The 17,392-nt window shown below is 69.5% G+C and carries 12 protein-coding genes; all 12 read left to right on the forward strand.

Features of this window, described 5'->3' with window-relative positions; all coding sequences use genetic code 11:
- Nucleotides 1-586: 586 nt before the first annotated feature.
- The 12 genes from J2853_RS05105 (at nucleotide 587) to J2853_RS05160 (ending at nucleotide 17,352) form a co-directional block, all read left to right on the forward strand.
- Nucleotides 587-2,449 (forward strand): peptidoglycan-binding protein, encoded by a 1,863-nt coding sequence (locus J2853_RS05105; RefSeq protein ID WP_307555455.1) that lies wholly within the window; start codon nucleotides 587-589, stop codon nucleotides 2,447-2,449.
- 78 nt (nucleotides 2,450-2,527) lie between these two features.
- On the forward strand, nucleotides 2,528-4,282 hold the full coding sequence (locus J2853_RS05110) for a methylmalonyl-CoA mutase family protein (RefSeq protein WP_307555457.1): 1,755 nt from the start codon (nucleotides 2,528-2,530) through the stop codon (nucleotides 4,280-4,282).
- Entirely contained in the window at nucleotides 4,279-6,486 is a 2,208-nt protein-coding gene (scpA, locus tag J2853_RS05115) for a methylmalonyl-CoA mutase (protein WP_307555459.1), read from the forward strand. Before J2853_RS05110 ends, scpA begins: the two co-directional genes overlap by 4 nt.
- Nucleotides 6,470-7,450, forward strand: coding sequence for a methylmalonyl Co-A mutase-associated GTPase MeaB (gene meaB / locus J2853_RS05120; protein WP_307555461.1), 981 nt, complete (start codon nucleotides 6,470-6,472; stop codon nucleotides 7,448-7,450). Before scpA ends, meaB begins: the two co-directional genes overlap by 17 nt.
- 300 nt (nucleotides 7,451-7,750) lie before the next feature.
- Nucleotides 7,751-8,548, forward strand: coding sequence for a UMP kinase (gene pyrH, locus J2853_RS05125; RefSeq protein WP_307568606.1), 798 nt, complete (start codon nucleotides 7,751-7,753; stop codon nucleotides 8,546-8,548).
- 674 nt (nucleotides 8,549-9,222) lie between these two features.
- Nucleotides 9,223-10,554, forward strand: a complete 1,332-nt coding sequence (locus J2853_RS05130) for a cytochrome P450 (RefSeq protein WP_307555463.1) — start codon at nucleotides 9,223-9,225, stop codon at nucleotides 10,552-10,554.
- Nucleotides 10,551-11,435 carry a terpene synthase family protein gene (locus tag J2853_RS05135; protein ID WP_307555465.1) on the forward strand — a complete coding sequence of 295 codons (885 nt, stop codon included), beginning with the start codon at nucleotides 10,551-10,553 and terminating at the stop codon, nucleotides 11,433-11,435. Before J2853_RS05130 ends, J2853_RS05135 begins: the two co-directional genes overlap by 4 nt.
- Complete coding sequence (locus J2853_RS05140) at nucleotides 11,432-13,081, forward strand: prenyltransferase/squalene oxidase repeat-containing protein (RefSeq protein WP_307555466.1); 1,650 nt, start codon at nucleotides 11,432-11,434, stop codon at nucleotides 13,079-13,081. Before J2853_RS05135 ends, J2853_RS05140 begins: the two co-directional genes overlap by 4 nt.
- Before the next feature lie 239 nt (nucleotides 13,082-13,320).
- Nucleotides 13,321-15,840 carry a sensor histidine kinase gene (locus J2853_RS05145; protein WP_307555468.1) on the forward strand — a complete coding sequence of 840 codons (2,520 nt, stop codon included), beginning with the start codon at nucleotides 13,321-13,323 and terminating at the stop codon, nucleotides 15,838-15,840.
- 96 nt (nucleotides 15,841-15,936) lie between these two features.
- A complete protein-coding gene (locus J2853_RS05150) occupies nucleotides 15,937-16,368 on the forward strand; it encodes a roadblock/LC7 domain-containing protein (RefSeq protein ID WP_370879194.1) in 432 nt (143 codons plus the stop codon).
- Nucleotides 16,365-16,751: a DUF742 domain-containing protein gene (locus J2853_RS05155; RefSeq protein ID WP_307555470.1), complete on the forward strand. Its 387-nt coding sequence runs from the start codon at nucleotides 16,365-16,367 to the stop codon at nucleotides 16,749-16,751. The genes J2853_RS05150 and J2853_RS05155 overlap by 4 nt, the downstream gene beginning before the upstream one ends.
- Complete coding sequence (locus J2853_RS05160; protein ID WP_307555472.1) at nucleotides 16,732-17,352, forward strand: GTP-binding protein; 621 nt, start codon at nucleotides 16,732-16,734, stop codon at nucleotides 17,350-17,352. Before J2853_RS05155 ends, J2853_RS05160 begins: the two co-directional genes overlap by 20 nt.
- The last annotated feature ends 40 nt before the right edge of the window (nucleotides 17,353-17,392 follow it).

The raw sequence follows: 17,392 nt of genomic DNA on the forward strand, positions 1-17,392 counted from the left end.
CGCATCGCCTGTCGAGGTCGCGCTCGGGAGTGAGCCGGAACAGCCGCGGGAGTCGGGTCTCCAATGGCGCATCAGGGTGCCCGGCGACGCGTTTTCCGGCGGGGCCGCGATCTCGGTGTGGAGTTCGGCGCCGGCGGCTGAGATCTCCTGGCCGATCATCCCGATCCACGGTGTGGCGGGCATGGGTTCCGTCAGGCGCGCAACCAAGAGGAATTGTACACTCTTGCCCGATTTGCGACCAAATGGTGGCGGGTGCCTCCCTGCTCTCCCTTTCGCACGTTGAACGGGTCACGGCACGCCGCTCGGCTCCCGGTCCCTCTCGTCGCCCGCGACGGCACCTCCCCGCCCCGGCTGGGCCTCGCCGATGGGGGTCGCCTTCGAGCGCGCATCCCCGGCCGCTGATCTCGTGACCGGTTTAGGGGCTTCCGCTCTGGTAAGGGAATGACTGTTTATCTACCTGACGATTACCTGGAGACGTGCTACGTGACCATCCGTTAATGGGCTAATCGGTAAACCTAGCCATATTCTGCCATGTCGCCCGTTATGCTCCGGTAAGCCCACCTCGCCCAAACTGTGGAGACGTCTCATGGCTATCGATCCTGTTACCCGCCGGGAGTGGGGTGCTCGGGAGCCACGTGGTTCCTACAGTCGGCTCAGCTCTACCAAGGGTGTTAAAGTCCACTACACCGGTGGGCAGGTCAGCCCGGACATCGTCAACGATCACGCCAAGTGTGTCGCCTTGGTGAAATCGATCCAGAACCAGCATATGGATAGTAACGGATGGATGGACATCGGCTACTGCGTCGATGAGCGAACGGAGATCCTCACCAGAGACGGCTGGAAGTCATACAAAGATCTCGATGTGGGAGACATCGTACTCACTCTCAATCACGAGACCGCGATGTCCGAATGGCAGCCTGTCCTTGAGGTGTGCGTATTTCCGGCGATGGAGCGGGAGATGGTGCAAATGGAGGGGACGTGTCACTCGTCGCTGACGACGCCGCATCACCGTTGGCCTGTCGAGCGTTATCGTCGGCGCACCGGTACGGAGCGCAAAAAGGGTCCCGATGGAAGATGGCTTCCCGTTGGTAAGGCCCAACGATCTGTTACCAGTTATGAACGGCTATGGGTGACTTCTGAAACCCTTGGCTATTGGGACAGGATTCCGATCGCCGCTCCATGCGCTGATCTACCGATTGAGGCGAAGTGGTCGGACGCTTTCGTCGAGGTGCTTGCCTGGTTCTGGACGGAGGGGCACATCAAGCGGATTCGTGGTGTCAGGTCCACCAGTGTTGTCATTTATCAGGCGCAGAAAAATTCGGCCAATGTCGCGAGTATCCGGTCGGCCCTCAGTGAGTTGTTTGGTCCTTCTGTTGATGGCTTCCCCCGGGTGGGGCGTGTCACAGACGGTGTACCTCGCTGGCGTGAGGTCATCAACCGGAATCTTGTCGAATTCCATCTTTCGTCCGATGCCGGTATTCATCTTCTGGAGATGGCACCTGACAGGGTTCCCAGCTTCGACTTCCTGCTGACGCTGACCAAAACTCAACTCTCTCTGTTTGTCGAGATCTCCATGCTCGCGGACAATGCGGGTACGGACAGGCTGGCGCAAAAAAGCCGGGCTGCCGCAGAGGCGTTCATGTTTGCGGTCTTGTTGTCAGGTAAGGCCGCATCGTTCCGGCGTAGGCCTCCGACCAGGAGCTGCAAGACAGAGATGTGGATGGTCGCTATCCGGCAACAAAAGAACCTTGCTCCACGAAGTGCCGCCACCAGGAAAAATGCGACGTTCAAGATTCAACGGCAGAAATACTACGGTGAAGTTTGGTGCCCGCGTACGGAGAATCAGAGTTGGCTCGCGCGTCGTAATGGTTCTGTCTACTTCACGGGAAACACTATGATCGCATGCCCGCACAGGAAGGTGTTCGAGGGCCGCGGTCTGAACCGCCTGCCGGCGGCCAACGGCGCCGGGCTCAACAGCGGTCACTACGCCGTGCTCGGGCTGGTCGGCTCGACCGGGCTGACCAAGCCGACCGACGACATCCTGCACGGCATCCTCGACGCCATCGAATATCTGAGGGACAAGGGCGGCGCGGGCAGGGAGATCAAGGGCCACCGGGATGGCTACGCCACCAATTGCCCGGGTGAGCCCCTGTACGCCTGGATCAAGCGGGGCGCCCCCCGCCCCGGCGCCGGTCCCGTGGGACCGCCCGAGCCGCATCCCTCCTTCCCCGGCCGGACCCTCACCTACCCGCCGGTCATGGGCGGCGAGGACGTCCACACCTGGCAGGCGCAGATGAGCGAACGCGGCTGGGACCTCGACGTCGACGGCCTGTACGGCCCGGAGTCCCGCGACGTCTGCCGCGCCTTTCAGGGGGAGAAGGATCTGCCGGTCACCGGCGCCGTCGACCGCGCCACCTGGAACGCGACCTGGGAGGAGCCCGTCACCTGACGACAGGCGCGAGAATCGTGGGCGTATAGGGGGCCCCTGGAAGAATATTCCTCAGCGTCAGCGCCTACTATCCGGTGCATGACGGTGCCGCATGATGAGTCCCGATCGGACGCCGCTTTCCCGCCGGTGACGCGAGAGCGGTGGCGTGAGCTGGCGCTCGGGGTCCTGCGCAAGTCGGGAGTCGAGACGGGCTCCCCCGAGGAGGCACTGGCCTCCCTCACGTATGACGGCGTGACGATCGCGCCGCTCTACGACGCCTCCGACCTCCCCCCCGATCCCGGCCTGCCGGGGTCGGCCCCGTACATCCGCGGTTCCCGCCCGGAAGGGGGGAGCTGGGATGTGAGGCAGCGGCACGAGGTCCCCGACCCGGAGGCGGTTCTCGCCGACCTGGAGAACGGCGTCACCTCACTCTGGCTCGCCCTGGAGCCCGAGGATCTGCCCCGCGTTCTGGAGCGGGTCCACCTGGAGCTGATCTCACTCACGCTGGACGCGGGCGGGCGGACCCGCGAGGCGGCCGGGGTGCTGTTCGAGCTGGCCGAGCGCAAGGGGTCCGGCGCGCTCGCCGGAAACCTGGGCGCCGACGCGCTCGGCGACCCGGAGACCGCGATCGAGCTGGCCCGGATCTGCGCCGAGGGCTTCGGCGACCTCAGGGCGGTCGTCGTGGACGGCACGCCGTACCACGACGAGGGCGGGAGCGACGCCGAAGAGCTCGGCTGCTCCGTCGCCGCCGGAGTCGCCGCGCTGCGGACCCTCACCGGAGCCGGTCTCACCGTCGAGGAGGCGTTCGGGCAACTGGAGTTCCGTTACGCGGCCACCGCCGACCAGTTCCTCACCATCGCCAAGCTCCGTGCCGCGCGCGGGCTCTGGGCGCGGGTCGCCGAGGTGTGCGGCGCGGGCACGGGCGCCGGGCAGCGGCAGCACGCCGTGACCTCCTCGGCCATGATGACCGCCCGCGACCCGTGGGTGAACATGCTCCGCACCACGCTCGCCTGCTTCGCGGCCGGGACGGGCGGGGCCGACGCGGTGACCGTGCAGCCGTTCGACGCGCGCCTCGGCCTGCCGGACGCCTTCGCCCGCCGTATCGCGCGCAACACCCAGGCGCTGCTGACGGAGGAGGCGGGAGTGGCCCGGGTGATCGACCCGGCCGGAGGCTCCTGGTACGTCGAGCGGCTCACCGAGGACCTGGCGGAGAAGGCATGGGAGTGGTTCCAGGAGATCGAGCGCGCGGGCGGCATGGCGGCGGCCCAGGACTCCGGGCTCGTCGCCGAGCGGCTCGCCGCGACCCGGAGGAGGCGCGCGGCCAACATCGCCCGGCGGCGCGACCCGATCACCGGGGTCAGCGAGTTCCCGAACCTCGCCGAGAGGCTCCCCTCCCGGCAGGCCCGTCCGGGCCAGGCCGCCGGAGTGCACTACGCCCAGGAGTTCGAGGCGCTGCGCGATCTGGCCGATGCCCAGGAGACCCGCCCGAAGGTGTTCCTGGCGACCATCGGCCCGGTGGCCGCGCACACGGCCAGGGAGTCGTTCGCGGCCAACCTGTTCCAGTCCGGGGGCATCGCCACCGTCTCCGGCGGGTCCGGGACGGATCCCGACCGGATCGCCGCCGATTTCATCGCCGCCGGCGGCGGCGCGGTGGTGTGCCTGTGTTCGAGCGACAGGCTGTACGGCGAGCACGCCGAGGCGGTGGCCGCCGCTTTGAGACATGCCGGGGCGAAAAAGGTCTGGCTGGCGGGTAGGAAGGGAGAGTTCGCAGGCGTGGACGCCGACCTTTACGCCGGGTGCGACGCGCTCGGGGTGCTCCGCACGACCTTCGACGATTTGGGGGTGGCTCGATGATTCCCGACTTCTCCGGGATCGGGCTCAGAGACGAGCCTGTCACCGAGGCCCGGGACCGGGGTCCGGTCTCGGGCCCGGAGCTGAGCGGCTGGGCGGACGCCGTACGGGAGGCCACCGGGAAGGGGCCGGAGGACCTGGTGTGGGAGACGCCGGAGGGAATCGACGTCAAGCCGCTCTACACCTCCGCCGACCTCGCCGGGCTCGACTTCCTGGAGACCTACCCGGGCGCCGCGCCGTACCTGCGCGGGCCGTACCCGACCATGTACGTCAACCAGCCGTGGACCATCCGGCAGTACGCCGGGTTCTCCACCGCCACCGAGTCCAACGCCTTCTACCGGCGCAATCTGGCCGCCGGGCAGAAGGGCCTGTCGGTCGCCTTCGACCTGGCCACCCACCGCGGCTACGACTCCGACCACCCCCGGGTGGCAGGCGACGTCGGCATGGCCGGGGTGGCCATCGACTCCATCTACGACATGCGGCAACTGTTCGACGGGATCCCCCTCGACAGGATGAGCGTGTCGATGACCATGAACGGCGCGGTGCTCCCGGTGCTCGCGCTCTACGTCGTGGCCGCCGAGGAGCAGGGGGTGGCGCCCGAGCAGCTGGCGGGGACCATCCAGAACGACATCCTCAAGGAGTTCATGGTCCGCAACACCTACATCTACCCGCCGGGCCCCTCGATGCGGATCATCTCCGACATCTTCGCCTACACCAGCGAGAAGATGCCGAAGTTCAACTCGATCTCGATCTCCGGGTACCACATCCAGGAGGCCGGGGCCACGTGTGACCTGGAGCTCGCCTACACCCTCGCCGACGGGGTGGAGTACCTGCGGGCGGGCGTCGAGACGGGCCTGGACATCGACGCCTTCGCGCCGCGGCTGTCGTTCTTCTGGTGCATCGGCATGAACTTCTTCATGGAGGTCGCCAAGCTGCGGGCCGCGCGGCTGCTCTGGGCGCGGCTGGTGTCCGGATTCGGGGCGAAGAACCCCAAGTCGCTCTCGTTGCGGACGCATTCGCAGACCTCGGGCTGGTCGCTCACCGCCCAGGACGTCTACAACAACGTCGTCCGCACCTGCGTCGAGGCGATGGCCGCGACCCAGGGCCACACCCAGTCGTTGCACACCAACGCCCTCGACGAGGCCCTGGCGCTGCCCACCGACTTCTCCGCGCGGATCGCCCGCAACACCCAGCTCCTGCTCCAGCAGGAGTCGGGCACCTGCCGGGTGATCGACCCCTGGGGCGGCTCCTACTACGTGGAGCGGCTCACCCACGAGCTGGCCCGCAAGGCCTGGGGGCACATCGAGGAGGTCGAGGTCGCCGGAGGCATGGCGAGGGCGATCGACCAGGGGCTCCCGAAGCTCCGCATCGAGGAGGCCGCCGCCCGGACCCAGGCGCGCATCGACTCCGGGCGCCAGCCGGTCATCGGCGTCAACAAATACCGGCCCGACGCCGACGAGCCCATCGAGGTGCTCAAGGTCGACAACACCTCCGTCCGCGCCCAGCAGCTCGACAAGCTCCGGCGCCTGCGTGCCGAGCGTGATCCCCGGCGGGTGGAGGAGGCGCTCGCGGCTCTCACGAAGGGAGCCGAGGGCGACGGCAACCTGCTCGCGCTGTCGATCGAGGCGGCCCGCGCCATGGCCACGGTCGGGGAGATCTCCGACGCGCTGGAGAAGGTGTTCGGACGGCACGCGGCTCAGATCCGCACGATCTCCGGGGTGTATCGCGAGGAGGTGGGGTCCGGCGTGGACGAGGTCCGCAAGGCGTGCGCCGAGTTCGAGCGTCTGGAGGGCCGCCGTCCGAGGGTCCTGGTGGCCAAAATGGGGCAGGACGGCCACGACCGGGGCCAGAAGGTGATCGCCACGGCCTTCGCCGACCTCGGTTTCGACGTGGACGTCGGCCCGCTGTTCCAGACGCCCGAGGAGGTCGCCCGCCAGGCGGTCGAGGCCGACGTGCACGTGGTCGGCGTGAGCTCGCTGGCCGCGGGGCACCTCACGCTCGTGCCGGCGCTCCGCGAGGCGCTGGACGCGCTGGGCGCGGACGACATCATGATCGTGGTCGGCGGGGTCATTCCGGAGGGCGACTTCGACGAGCTGCGCGCGGCGGGCGCGAGCGCGATCTTCCCCCCCGGCACCGTGATCGCGGACGCCGCCCGTGAGCTGCTGGCGGACCTGTCCACCCGGCTGGGCCATGACCCGGACGCTTGAGGACTACGTCCGGGGGGTCAAGGAGGGCTCCCGGACGTGGATCGCGCGCGCGATCACCCTCGTGGAGTCCTCCAGGGCCGACCACCAGGAGCTGGCCCAGCGGCTGCTGGTCGAGCTGACCCCGCTCGCCGGCAGGGCGCGCAGGGTCGGCATCACCGGTGTGCCGGGCGTCGGCAAGTCCACGTTCGTCGACGCGCTCGGCGTGCGCCTGACGGCGGAGGGCCACCGGGTGGCGGTGCTCGCCGTCGACCCGTCCTCGACCAGGACGGGCGGCAGCATCCTCGGCGACAAGACCAGGATGTCCCGCCTGGCCGTCGACCCGAACGCCTTCATCCGCCCCTCGCCCACCTCGGGCACGCTGGGCGGTGTCACGAGGGCGACCCGGGAGGCGATGGTCGTGGTGGAGGCGGCGGGCCATGACGTCGTGCTCGTGGAGACCGTCGGCGTCGGCCAGTCCGAGACCGCCGTCGCCGACATGGTGGACACCTTCCTGCTCCTCACCCTGGCCAGGACGGGCGACCAGCTTCAGGGCATCAAGAAGGGAGTGCTGGAGCTGGCCGACGTGATCGCGATCAACAAGGCCGACGGCTCGGAGGGCAGTCCCCACGAGCTGGACGCCCGCAAGGCCGCCAGGGAGCTGGCCGGGGCGCTTCGCCTGCTGGGTTCGGAGCACACGCCTCCGGTGCTCACCTGCAGCGGGCTGACGGGGAAGGGTCTGGAGGAGCTCTGGCAGCAGATCGTCCACCACCGCGACACCCTTGAGGCCTCCGGGGAGCTCGCCGAGCGGCGCCGGCGCCAGCAGGTTCGCTGGACCTGGTCCCTGATCACGGACCGGCTGCTGACCCGGCTCCGCGGGCATCCCGAGGTCGCGGCGATCACCGCCGAGGTGGAGCGCGAGGTCCAGGAGGGGACCCTCACCCCCTCTCTCGCCGCCGACCGCCTGCTGGAGGCCTTCAAACGCTGAGGCGCCCGCCCATGCCGCCGGCCGGGCGCCTCACCCCGTGTGCCGTGCCCGCCCGTGCCGTCACCCCCGCTTCCTGGCGCACGAGGCGCCCGCCTTCGCGGTGCGCCGAGGCGCCCCCTCGCGCCGTGGGCGGTGAGTGCGTGCCGGAACGGGCCGCGGGTTCCGGGAACGACCGTTTCCCGGTGACCGCGTCATGGGGTATTGAATAATCCCCGCGGGGATACGTCGAGAATGGTTTTGAACAGACTTACTTATCCATGGCATTTCCCAGTGGGTCGAGGTCACGAAGAGGTGTCCGATATGACCCCATTATCCTTGTGGGAGCCGCTCGGCAACGCTTCTCAAGGGCAGGGAGCAGTCATGAAATACAAGAGGATCGTCATCAAGCTCAGCGGGCGGGCGATCGCCGGAGAGGAAGACTACGGGTTCAGCGCGGCAGCCCTTACGCACCTTGCGACCGAGGTCATCGAGGTGCGCAAGCTCGGCGTGGAGATCGCCATCGTCGTCGGCGGCGGAAATGTATTTCGTGGAAGCAGGTCGGATGCATGGGGAATCGATCGGGTCGAGGCTGACAATATCGGCATGATGGCGACCGTGATCAACAGCCTTCTCCTACGAGGCAAACTCAATGCCATGGGAGAGCGCGACGTTCGGGTCATGACCGCCATTCCCATTGACAGGGTGGCCGAGCCGTTCATACGACTGCGCGCCGTACACCATCTGGAAAAAGGCGCGATGCTCATTCTCGCCTGCGGTATCGGGCAGCCGTTCCTCACGACCGACTACCCGAGCGTCCAGCGTGCGCTGGAGCTCGGCGCCGACGGGCTGCTCGTCGCCAAGCACGGCGTCGACGGGGTGTACGACAGCGATCCCTGCGTCGATCCCGGCGCGCGCCGGTTCGAGAGGCTGACCTACGACGAGGTCCTCGACAGCCGGCTCGGGGTGATGGACCAGTCGGCCTTCATCCTGGCGCGGGACCACGGTGTGCCGCTGCACGTCTTCGACATCGAGCAGCCGGGTCTCATGGCGGCGATCTGCAAGGGCGAGCACCGCGGCACCGTCATCCACGGTGAGGTGGAGCGGGCGGTCTACGGCTGACGGGCCGGGCGGCGGGAGGCTTCGGCCGGGGGATCGCGGACCCGGAGTGCCGGCCGGGCCCGGACCGGGGAGCGGCAGGGCCCGCTGCCGGCCGGTCGCCGGTCCTGGACGAGTCCGCCGCCGGTCCGGGGCGTGAGGCCGAGCGTGCCGGGGGATGGGATCGCCGGTACGGCGTGGGCGGATGTGGTTCATGAAACAGGCGTGGCCATGGTGAAAATGTGAGGCAGTGAACACGTTCTGTGACCGCTATTGGCAACCGTAGTAGGTGACAGTACGCAAATGTCTAATTAAAACTCAACAGTGACGCTCGTCCGGATTGGGACAGAAATATTAGTTCGCTGCAAGGTTGATCGCCTGTAGTCGATCATGTGATACTTCGCCCGAAGCGTTACAAATACTGCAATAAAACACTCTTTAGATACGTGATGTGTGAGAAGGCGCATGGCGAGGCGCGGGAAGTCTTTTGAAAGGTCGCCGGCCGACCGGCTCTGATTTTTCCCGTGCGGGAGCGGGCCCCGATGACGTGGCCGATCCCTGGATTGCGCCCGCGCCGCCCGGGCGCTCGCTCCGGGCGGCTGTCACGCTGCGTGGTTTCGCGTCGCGCGAGGTGGGAGAGCGGAGCAATGTCGATCAATGTGGGAGCCGGGGCGGTCCGGAGGGTGAGAACCGTTCCCATGCGTAAGGTTCTGCCGAAGTTCGCGAAGGATCCGGTGAACACCCTCGCGGATCTCGGAAGGCAGAACCGGGGGGAGATCGTCCGGCTGAACCTGGGGCCGTTCCGGCCGTACCTGGTGACCCACCCCGAGCACATCCAGCACCTGCTGCGGACCGACTGGACGAACTACCGGCGCGAGGGCATGTTCTGGCGGCCCCTGCAACGTGTCCTGGGCGCCAGCATCCTCGGCGAGGGCGACGCCTGGGAGAGCAGCAGGAAGATCCTGCAACCTCTGTTCACCGCCCGGTACGTCGCCTCGCTCGCCGAGCAGATGGCGGAGACGATCGCCGAGCGCATCGAGGAGCTCGATGAGTACGCCCGGTCGGGAAGGCCCGTCGACGCGGCCGAGGAGATGGCCGGCATCGTGAACCAGGCCGTGATCAAGGTGCTCTTCGGCAGTAAGATCACCCGTAAGGACGGGGAACGCCTCTCGCCCGCCTACGACACGGCCGCCACCTCGATCAACTTCCGGCTGCTCATGCCGTTCATGCCCTACTCCGTGCGGGTGCCCGGCGACCGGGCCTTCATGCGGGCCGTCAAGGTGATCGACGAGGTGGTGTTCCCGGTGATCAGGAGGGCGCGCGCCAACCCCGACGGCGCCTTCGACGTCATCTCCGCGCTCTGCCGGGCCCGCGGCGAGGACGGCGAGGAGATCGACGACCGGCAGATCCGTGACGACCTGGTCAGCGTCTACGGCGCGGCCTCGGAGTCCACCGCGATGTCCCTGACCTGGCTGTGGCCGCTGCTGGACGCGCATCCGGAGGTGGCCGCCAAGCTCCGCGAGGAGATCGACGAGGTGGTCGGCGACGGCCCCGCCGTACCGGAGCACGTCCCCCGGCTGCGCTACACCCGCATGGTCCTGCAGGAACTCCTGCGCCTCTATCCGGCGGGCTGGATCTTCCCCCGGATGGCCGTGAAGTCCGCGGAGATCGACGGGGTGCGGATCGAGGCGGGCGCACAGGTGCTGATCAGCCCCTATGCCACGCACCGGCTGGACGAGTTCTGGGAACGCCCGCTGGAGTTCGACCCCGAGCGGTTCGCCCCGGAAAAGGAAGAGCGCAGGCACAGGTACTCCTACTTTCCCTTCGGGGGCGGCCCGCACCAGTGCCTGGGCCAGCATCTGTTCTACGTCGAGGCCCCGCTCCTGGTCGCGGCCGTCCTGAGCCGCTTCCGCACGGCGGTCAGGACTCCAGGGCCGCTCACCCCGGCCCCGGCGGCCTCGCTGCGGCCCAAGGAAAAGATCGAGCTGATGCTCACCTCGAACCGGCGCGCCCCCGGGGAGGCGTCATGACGACTCCGTCCGATCTCGTGACCGGGTCGACGGCGACGGAGTGCGGGGCGATCTGCGCCGTGGCCGGGCAGTCCCAGCGCGACATGCGCACATGGGCGGAGGCCTATCCCGACCTGTTCGCGGCCAAGCCGTTCGACGCCGCCCTCTACAGCACGCTTTCGCTGGCCATGGCGTTCAGCGGGCCCTGGTTCACCGCCGAGCGGCTGCGGATGGCCAACAAGGTGTGCCTGTGGGCGTTCGGCCTGGACTGGCTCATCGACTACGTGGCGACGTCGTCGGCGGAGGCCGACGACGTGGCGTTCCGCTGCCTGGCCGTGGCCGACGGCGCCCCGCCGGTTCCCGGCGACGATCTCACACGGCTGCTGGCCGACATCCGCGACGAGCTCGCCGCCTCGCCGGTGTTCCCCGTGCTCGGGCCGATCTGGCGCGAGGAGCTCCAGCGCATGCTTGAGGCGATGCTGGCGGAATGGCGGTGGAAGGACGCGGGAACCACACCGACGTTCGAGGAGTATCTCGGCAACGCCGCCAACCTCGGCTTCTCCTTCGCGTTCGCCTCCCACTGGCTCCACACCGCGGATCCGGACGCCGGCGCCGGCCTCGACCTGGTCAGGGAGGCGAGCTGGGCGGTCGAACGCGTGATCCGCCTGCTCAACGACCTGGGCAGCTACGAGCGCGACCTGAGCTGGGGCGATCTCAACGCCCTGCTGATCGGCCTCACCCGGCCCGAGGTCGAGCGCCACGTCGCCGAGCTCGCGGCCAGGAGCCGGGAGCTGATCGGGCTCCTGCGAAAGACCCATCCCGAACTGGCCGACTACCTGGAACGGCAGATGGACTTCTGCGCGGGCTTCTACCGGGTCGGCGACTACTGGGGAGCGCTGTGAGGGCCCGGGAGCTCCTCCTCCCGGGTACGGCACGGCCCCCGGTTCCCGAGCGGGTCGACGTGGTCGCCGAGGCGCGCGACCTGGTCGCCGGGCTCGTGACCGACGCGTGGGGCCAGGTCTCCGCCTCCGCGTACGAGACGGGACGGCTGGTCAGCCTGGCTCCGTGGCTGACGGGCCACGCCGGACGCGTCCGGTTCCTGCTGAACGCCCAGCGGCCGGACGGCGGCTGGGGCGCTCCCGGCGGCTACGCCCTCGTCCCCACCCTCAGCGTGACCGAGGCGCTGCTGGCGGAGCTGGGGCGCGAGAACTCCGGCGCCGGGCGCGCCGTCCTGGCCGCGGCCGCCGAGCGGGGGATGGGAGCGCTGAGGCGATTGTCGGCCGAGGACGGCGAATCCCTTCCGGACATGCCCGCGATCGAGCTCATCGTGCCCGCCCTGACCTCCATGATCAACGACCGTCTGGGCGCGGACGGCGAGCGGCTGGACCTGCCCCGGGGCATGAGCGGCGCCAGGCTGTCGGCGGTCCGGGCGTGGCTGGCCTCCGGCGCGGCGGTGCAGCGGAAGCTGATGCACGCGCTGGAGGTCGCGGGCGAGGCCGCGGCCGGACTCCCCGGCGCCGTCCCGAGCCTGATCGGGGCGGAGGTCTCGGCCTCGCCGCTCGGGACGATCGGGGCCTCGCCCGCGGCGAGCGCCGCGTGGCTGGGTACGGACGGGTCCCTCGGCGGGGGAGGCTCCGTGCGACGGTATCTGGAGGTGATCGCGGAGAGGTCCGGCGGTCCGGTGCCGTGCGCGACCCCCATCACCGCCTTCGAACGAGGCTGGACGCTGAGCTGGCTGCTGCGCGCGGGCGTTCCCGTGGACGTGCCGGGCGAGCTGGCGGTGAGCCTGAACGACGCGCTCGGCCCGGAGGGCGCCGCGGCGGGACCGGGGCTGCCGCCGGACGCCGACACCACCTCCGTCGCGCTCCACGCGCTGGCGCTGCTGAGGATTCCCCGCGATCCGGGCAGCCTGTGGCCGTACGAGACGGACACCCATTTCTGCACCTGGCGCGGGGAGGAAGGGGCCTCCCCGACGGTCAACGCGCACGTGCTCGACGCCTTCGGCGAGCACCTGCGCCGAGGCGCGGGCGCCGGACCCCGCTACGGGACGGCCGTGCGAAAGCTCGCCGCCTGGCTTCGGGACCGCCAGAGGGCCGACGGGAGCTGGCTCGACCGGTGGCACGCCTCGCCGTACTACGCGACGGCCTGCTGCGCGCTCGCGCTGTGGGAGTTCGGCGGCGAGGAGTCGGCGGGCGCGGTGCGCGGGGCCGTGCGCTGGCTGCTCGGCACCCAGCGTCGGGACGGATCCTGGGGCCGCTGGGAAGGGACCGCGGAGGAGACCGCGTACGCGATGCAGACCCTGCTGCTGGCCGGCCCGGCGGGGCCGGGGCGGCCCGTGGAGGCGCTGGAGCGCGGTCACCGCTTTCTCCTGGGCTCGGTCACCGAGCGGGGTGATCCCGTCGACGCTCCGCCGCTCTGGCATGACAAGGACCTGTACTCGCCGAGGGCGATCGTCAGGGCGGCGATCCTGGGCGCGCTCCATCTGGCACGGCGGGTCCCGCTCACGACGGCCGAGGGGTCGTCCGCCTCCCGCGCCCATGTGATGTGACAGAAAGTTACCGGCAATAAACAGAGAAATTTGTCCTAAAAAGGACAGTTGGTCTATGGGGTCGCCTTCGCCTTGAGGGTGTTTAGGGACATTGCTAGGGTTCAGCGGGTGCGGCGCGAGATGCCGCCATCCGTGGGATTCCGCGTCGATCCGTGCGATGAGGCGCTGATTGATTCACACGAATTTATCGCCGTGAAACGCACTGCGAATTTTATTTCACTTTACCCAGGACGGATGCTATGCGCTTGCGCAACGGGCGTTTGCGGGCCAAGGTCACGGCACTGCTGGTGTCACTTACCGCGCTCTGGGCGTTCACGGCATGGGTGACGGTGCGTGAGGGCCTGAACATGCTGGGGGTGGCCTCGCTCGACGCGAGCGTGGCCGAGCCGAGCGAGCGGCTTCTGGTCGAGTTGCAGACCGAGCGACGGCTCAGCCTCATCATCCTGGGTGATCCGGTCGCCGGCCCCCGGCAGCGTGAGGCGCTGAACGTCCAGCGTGAGCGGACCCGGCAGGCCGACGAGAACTTCAGGAGGCTCGCGACCGCCGGCAGCGTGCGGACCCTGGGAAGCGAGGCGCTCAGCCGGCGCATCGCCGAGACGTTCCAGAACCTGGACGGCCTCGAGGAGGACCGCAAGGCGATCGATGCCGGGCGGACGGACCGGCTCCGGGCGTCCACGGCGTTCGCCGGCGTCGTCGCCTCCCTCTACCGCATCTATGACTCCATGGCGACGCTGGACGACAAGGAGGTCGCCAAGGACACCCAGACGGTCATCGAGCTGAGCCGGGCACGGGAGATGCTCGCGCAGGAGGACGCCCTGGCCGCGGGCGCCCTGGCCGCGGGCCGGCTGACCGAGAGCGAACGGGCACAGTTCGCGCAGACCGTCGGCGTGCAGCGGTTCCTCTTCGAACAGGCCGCGGTCGCGCTGCCGGAGGCCGACCGCGCCTCCTACCAGAAGCTGACGGCGAGCGAGCCGTTCAAGCGCATGCGTGTCATGGAAGACCAGCTGATCCGGGGCGCCACGGGAAGCCTGGCCGAGCGGGCCGACCTCGGGCAGTGGACCTCCGTGGCCCAGCCCGTGCTGGCGACGTTGCAGGAGGAGGTCCTGGCCGCAGGCGACGGGATCGTCGAGCGGGCCGCCCCGGTGGCGGTCGGCGTCATCGTGCGCCTCTCGCTCGCCGGCGGTCTGGGGCTGATGGCCGTCATCGCCTCCATCGTCCTGTCCATCACCACGGCGCGGGCCCTGGTCCAGCAGCTGGAGAAGCTGCGGATCGCGGCCTGGGAACTCGCCAACGAGCGGCTGCCCAGCGTGGTGGAGCGGATCGGACGCGGGGAGGACGTCGACATCGAGGCCGAGGCGCCGCCGCTGCGCTTCGGCGACGACCAGATCGGGCACGTCGGCCAGGCGTTCAACGCCGTGCAGCAGACCGCGCTCAAGGTCGCGGCCGAGCAGGCCCAGCTACGGCGCGACATCGCCGACATCCTGCGCAACCTCGCACGCCGTACCCAGTCGCTCGTCCACCGCCAGCTGAGCGTGCTGGACGTCATGGAACGGCGGGAGAACGACCCGCAGGAACTGCGGGACCTGTTCCGCCTCGACCACCTGGCGACCCGCATGCGCCGCTACGCCGAGAACCTCCTGGTGCTGTCCGGCGCCGCGCCCGGCCGGGCGTGGCGGGACGCGGTTCCGATGATCGACGTGGTCCGCGGCGCGCTGGCGGAGATCGAGGACTACACCCGGGTGGACGTCCTGCCCCTGGGCCAGGTGGTGCTGGACGGCAGGGCCGTCAGCGACGTCATCCACCTGATCGCCGAACTGGTCGAGAACGCCGCCTCCTTCTCGCCGCCCTACACGACGGTCCAGGTCAGCGGGCACGCCGTGGCGCACGGATACGCGCTGGAGATCGAGGACCGCGGTCTGGGCATGAGCCCGGAGAACCTCGTCGCCGCCAACGAGCGGATCGCCAACCCTCCGGAGCTCAAGCTCTCGGGCAACGCCCGCCTGGGACTGTACGTGGTCAGCCGGCTGGCCGAGCGGCACGAGGTCCGGGTGACGTTCAAGGCCTCGCCGTACGGCGGCACGACGGTCGTCGTCCTGATCCCGAAGGCCCTGGTCGGCGAGCAGGAGGAGCCCGAGGGCGGCGCCGGCTCCGGCCTGCGCGTCCCGCAGGCCCGTACGGCGGGCAACGGCGCGATGAACGGTGCCGCGAACGGTGTGACGCCCGCCGCCACCGTGACCCTCGGCAGGGGAGCGGACCCCCTGGGAATCGCCGGTGGCTCCGCGCCGGCAGTCAGAAGGGACAGGACCATCGACGAGCCCATCCGGGAGACGCCGTCCGAGAGGTGGGAACAGGCCGGACCCGGAGCGGGCCGCCACGCGTCCCCCGAGCCCGGCGTGTCCGAGGTCCGCGAGGAGACCGGCGGTCTCGCGGGTCTCCCCGGTCCTTTCGGCCGCGACGGCTCCGTCGCCTTCGGCGGCGCCGCGTCGTCGCCGCCCCCGGTCATGCCCCCGCCCGACACCAGCCATACGCCGGGCGGCCTGCCGCGTCGCGTCCCCCAGACACACCTCGCCGCCCCGCTGCAGGACAACGAGCCGGAGCCGGCGCCCGCGCCCGATGACGACGCCGACGAACGCTCGCCGGAGATGATCCGCGCCGCCATGTCGTCCTTTCAGGACGGCACGCGCCGCGGCCGTTTCGAGGCGGCACGACTGCTCGACGGGAGCGGTGACTCCGCGGGCGATGGCGAGCCCGCCGTGTGACGCTAATTTTGATCTTGGTTTGCGCGCGCCGGGTCGGCGCCGACGAGCCGCGAGGGGCCGGCGAGCGACCCTCGGCCGGCAGGAAGAGGAGAACGAGTGGTGCAGGGAACAGGATCTTTCACCGACCTGGCCTGGTTGCTGGACGACCTGGTCGGGCGAGTGGACGAGGCTCGGCACGGAATCGTCTTCTCCACCGACGGCCTGCTGCTGGCCGCGTCGGCGGGGTTCTCCCAGGCCGACGCCGAGCACCTGGCCGCCGTCGGGTCGGCGGTCCAGAGCCTGGGACGCGGGGTCAGCGACCGGGTCGAGGGCGGGCCGGTGCGCCAGACCATCATCGAGATGCGATCGGCCTATCTGATCGTGACCGCGGCCGGGCAGGGAGCCTGCCTGGCGGTGCTCTGCACGGCCGAGGCCGATGTCGGCCTGGTCGCCTACGAGATGGCCATGCTCGTCACCCGGGTCGGTCACTATCTCACCTCGCCGAGCCGGACAGCGGAGTCGTCCTTCAGGAGTGACGCTCCACGATGAACCGCTTCGACGGAAATCATGACGCGCAGTGGGTCGGTGAGGAGGCGGGGCCGATCGTCCGGCCGTACGTCCTCACCCGGGGCAGGACCGAACCGACGAGCGGAAGGTTCGACCTCATCACCCTGGCGGTGACGGTGCGGGTCGTCGCGCAGCATGAGCCGGGCCTGGATCCGGAGTGCCTGGCCATCGCACGGTACTGCCACCAGCCCCAGTCGGTCGCGGAGGTCGCCGCGCACATGAACCTTCCCGCGGGCACCGTCCGCGTCCTGCTCAGCGACCTGCTCGATCAGGGATTCATCGCCTTGCAAGAACCTCATTCGGAGACGGACATGCACGACGAGAGGCTGTACAGGGCGGTGCTGGATGGACTCCGTGCGCTCTAGCCGCGACGCCGGGCGGATGCAGCTGCCCAGGGCGATCAAGATTCTGGTCGCCGGCGGGTTCGGGGCCGGCAAGACCACCCTGGTCGGCGCGGTCTCCGAGATCGCGCCGTTGCGCACGGAGGAGATCCTGACCGACCGCGGCATCGGGGTCGACGACCTGTCCGGCGTGGAGACCAAGCAGACCACCACGGTCGCGATGGACTTCGGCCGCATCACCATCGGCGACGCCTACCGCCTGTATCTGTTCGGAACCCCCGGGCAGGAGCGCTTCTGGTTCCTCTGGGACGAGCTGGCCCTCGGCGCGATGGGCGCGGTCGTCCTCGCCGACACGCGCAGGCTGGCCGACTGCTTTCCCTCCCTGGACTACTTCGAACGGCGCGAGACCCCCTTCATCGTCGCGGTCAACTGCTTCGACGGGGCGCGCCGCTACGACCTCGACGAGGTCAGGCTCGGGCTGACCCTCCACCCGGACATCCCGATCGTGCTGTGCGACGCCAGGCAGCGGGAATCGGGCAAGGAGGTGCTCATCACCCTCGTGGAGCACGCGATGAGAATGAGGCTGGGCACGGCGCCGGCCCCCGGGGGGACGGCGGCCCGATGACCTGATCTCCGGGCCCGCGGATGCGGAGGTCTCCCTGCGG

This window comes from Streptosporangium lutulentum, assembly GCF_030811455.1.
GTDB classification, from domain to species: Bacteria; Actinomycetota; Actinomycetes; order Streptosporangiales; family Streptosporangiaceae; genus Streptosporangium; species Streptosporangium lutulentum.

Coding starts and splice junctions, on each gene's coding strand:
- J2853_RS05105 (WP_307555455.1), top strand. CDS start 587: ATGGCTATCGATCCTGTTACCCGCCGGGAGTGGGGTGCTCGGGAGCCA.
- J2853_RS05110 (WP_307555457.1), top strand. CDS start 2,528: ATGACGGTGCCGCATGATGAGTCCCGATCGGACGCCGCTTTCCCGCCG.
- scpA (WP_307555459.1), top strand. CDS start 4,279: ATGATTCCCGACTTCTCCGGGATCGGGCTCAGAGACGAGCCTGTCACC.
- meaB (WP_307555461.1), top strand. CDS start 6,470: ATGACCCGGACGCTTGAGGACTACGTCCGGGGGGTCAAGGAGGGCTCC.
- pyrH (WP_307568606.1), top strand. CDS start 7,751: ATGACCCCATTATCCTTGTGGGAGCCGCTCGGCAACGCTTCTCAAGGG.
- J2853_RS05130 (WP_307555463.1), top strand. CDS start 9,223: ATGCGTAAGGTTCTGCCGAAGTTCGCGAAGGATCCGGTGAACACCCTC.
- J2853_RS05135 (WP_307555465.1), top strand. CDS start 10,551: ATGACGACTCCGTCCGATCTCGTGACCGGGTCGACGGCGACGGAGTGC.
- J2853_RS05145 (WP_307555468.1), top strand. CDS start 13,321: ATGCGCTTGCGCAACGGGCGTTTGCGGGCCAAGGTCACGGCACTGCTG.
- J2853_RS05155 (WP_307555470.1), top strand. CDS start 16,365: ATGAACCGCTTCGACGGAAATCATGACGCGCAGTGGGTCGGTGAGGAG.
- J2853_RS05160 (WP_307555472.1), top strand. CDS start 16,732: ATGGACTCCGTGCGCTCTAGCCGCGACGCCGGGCGGATGCAGCTGCCC.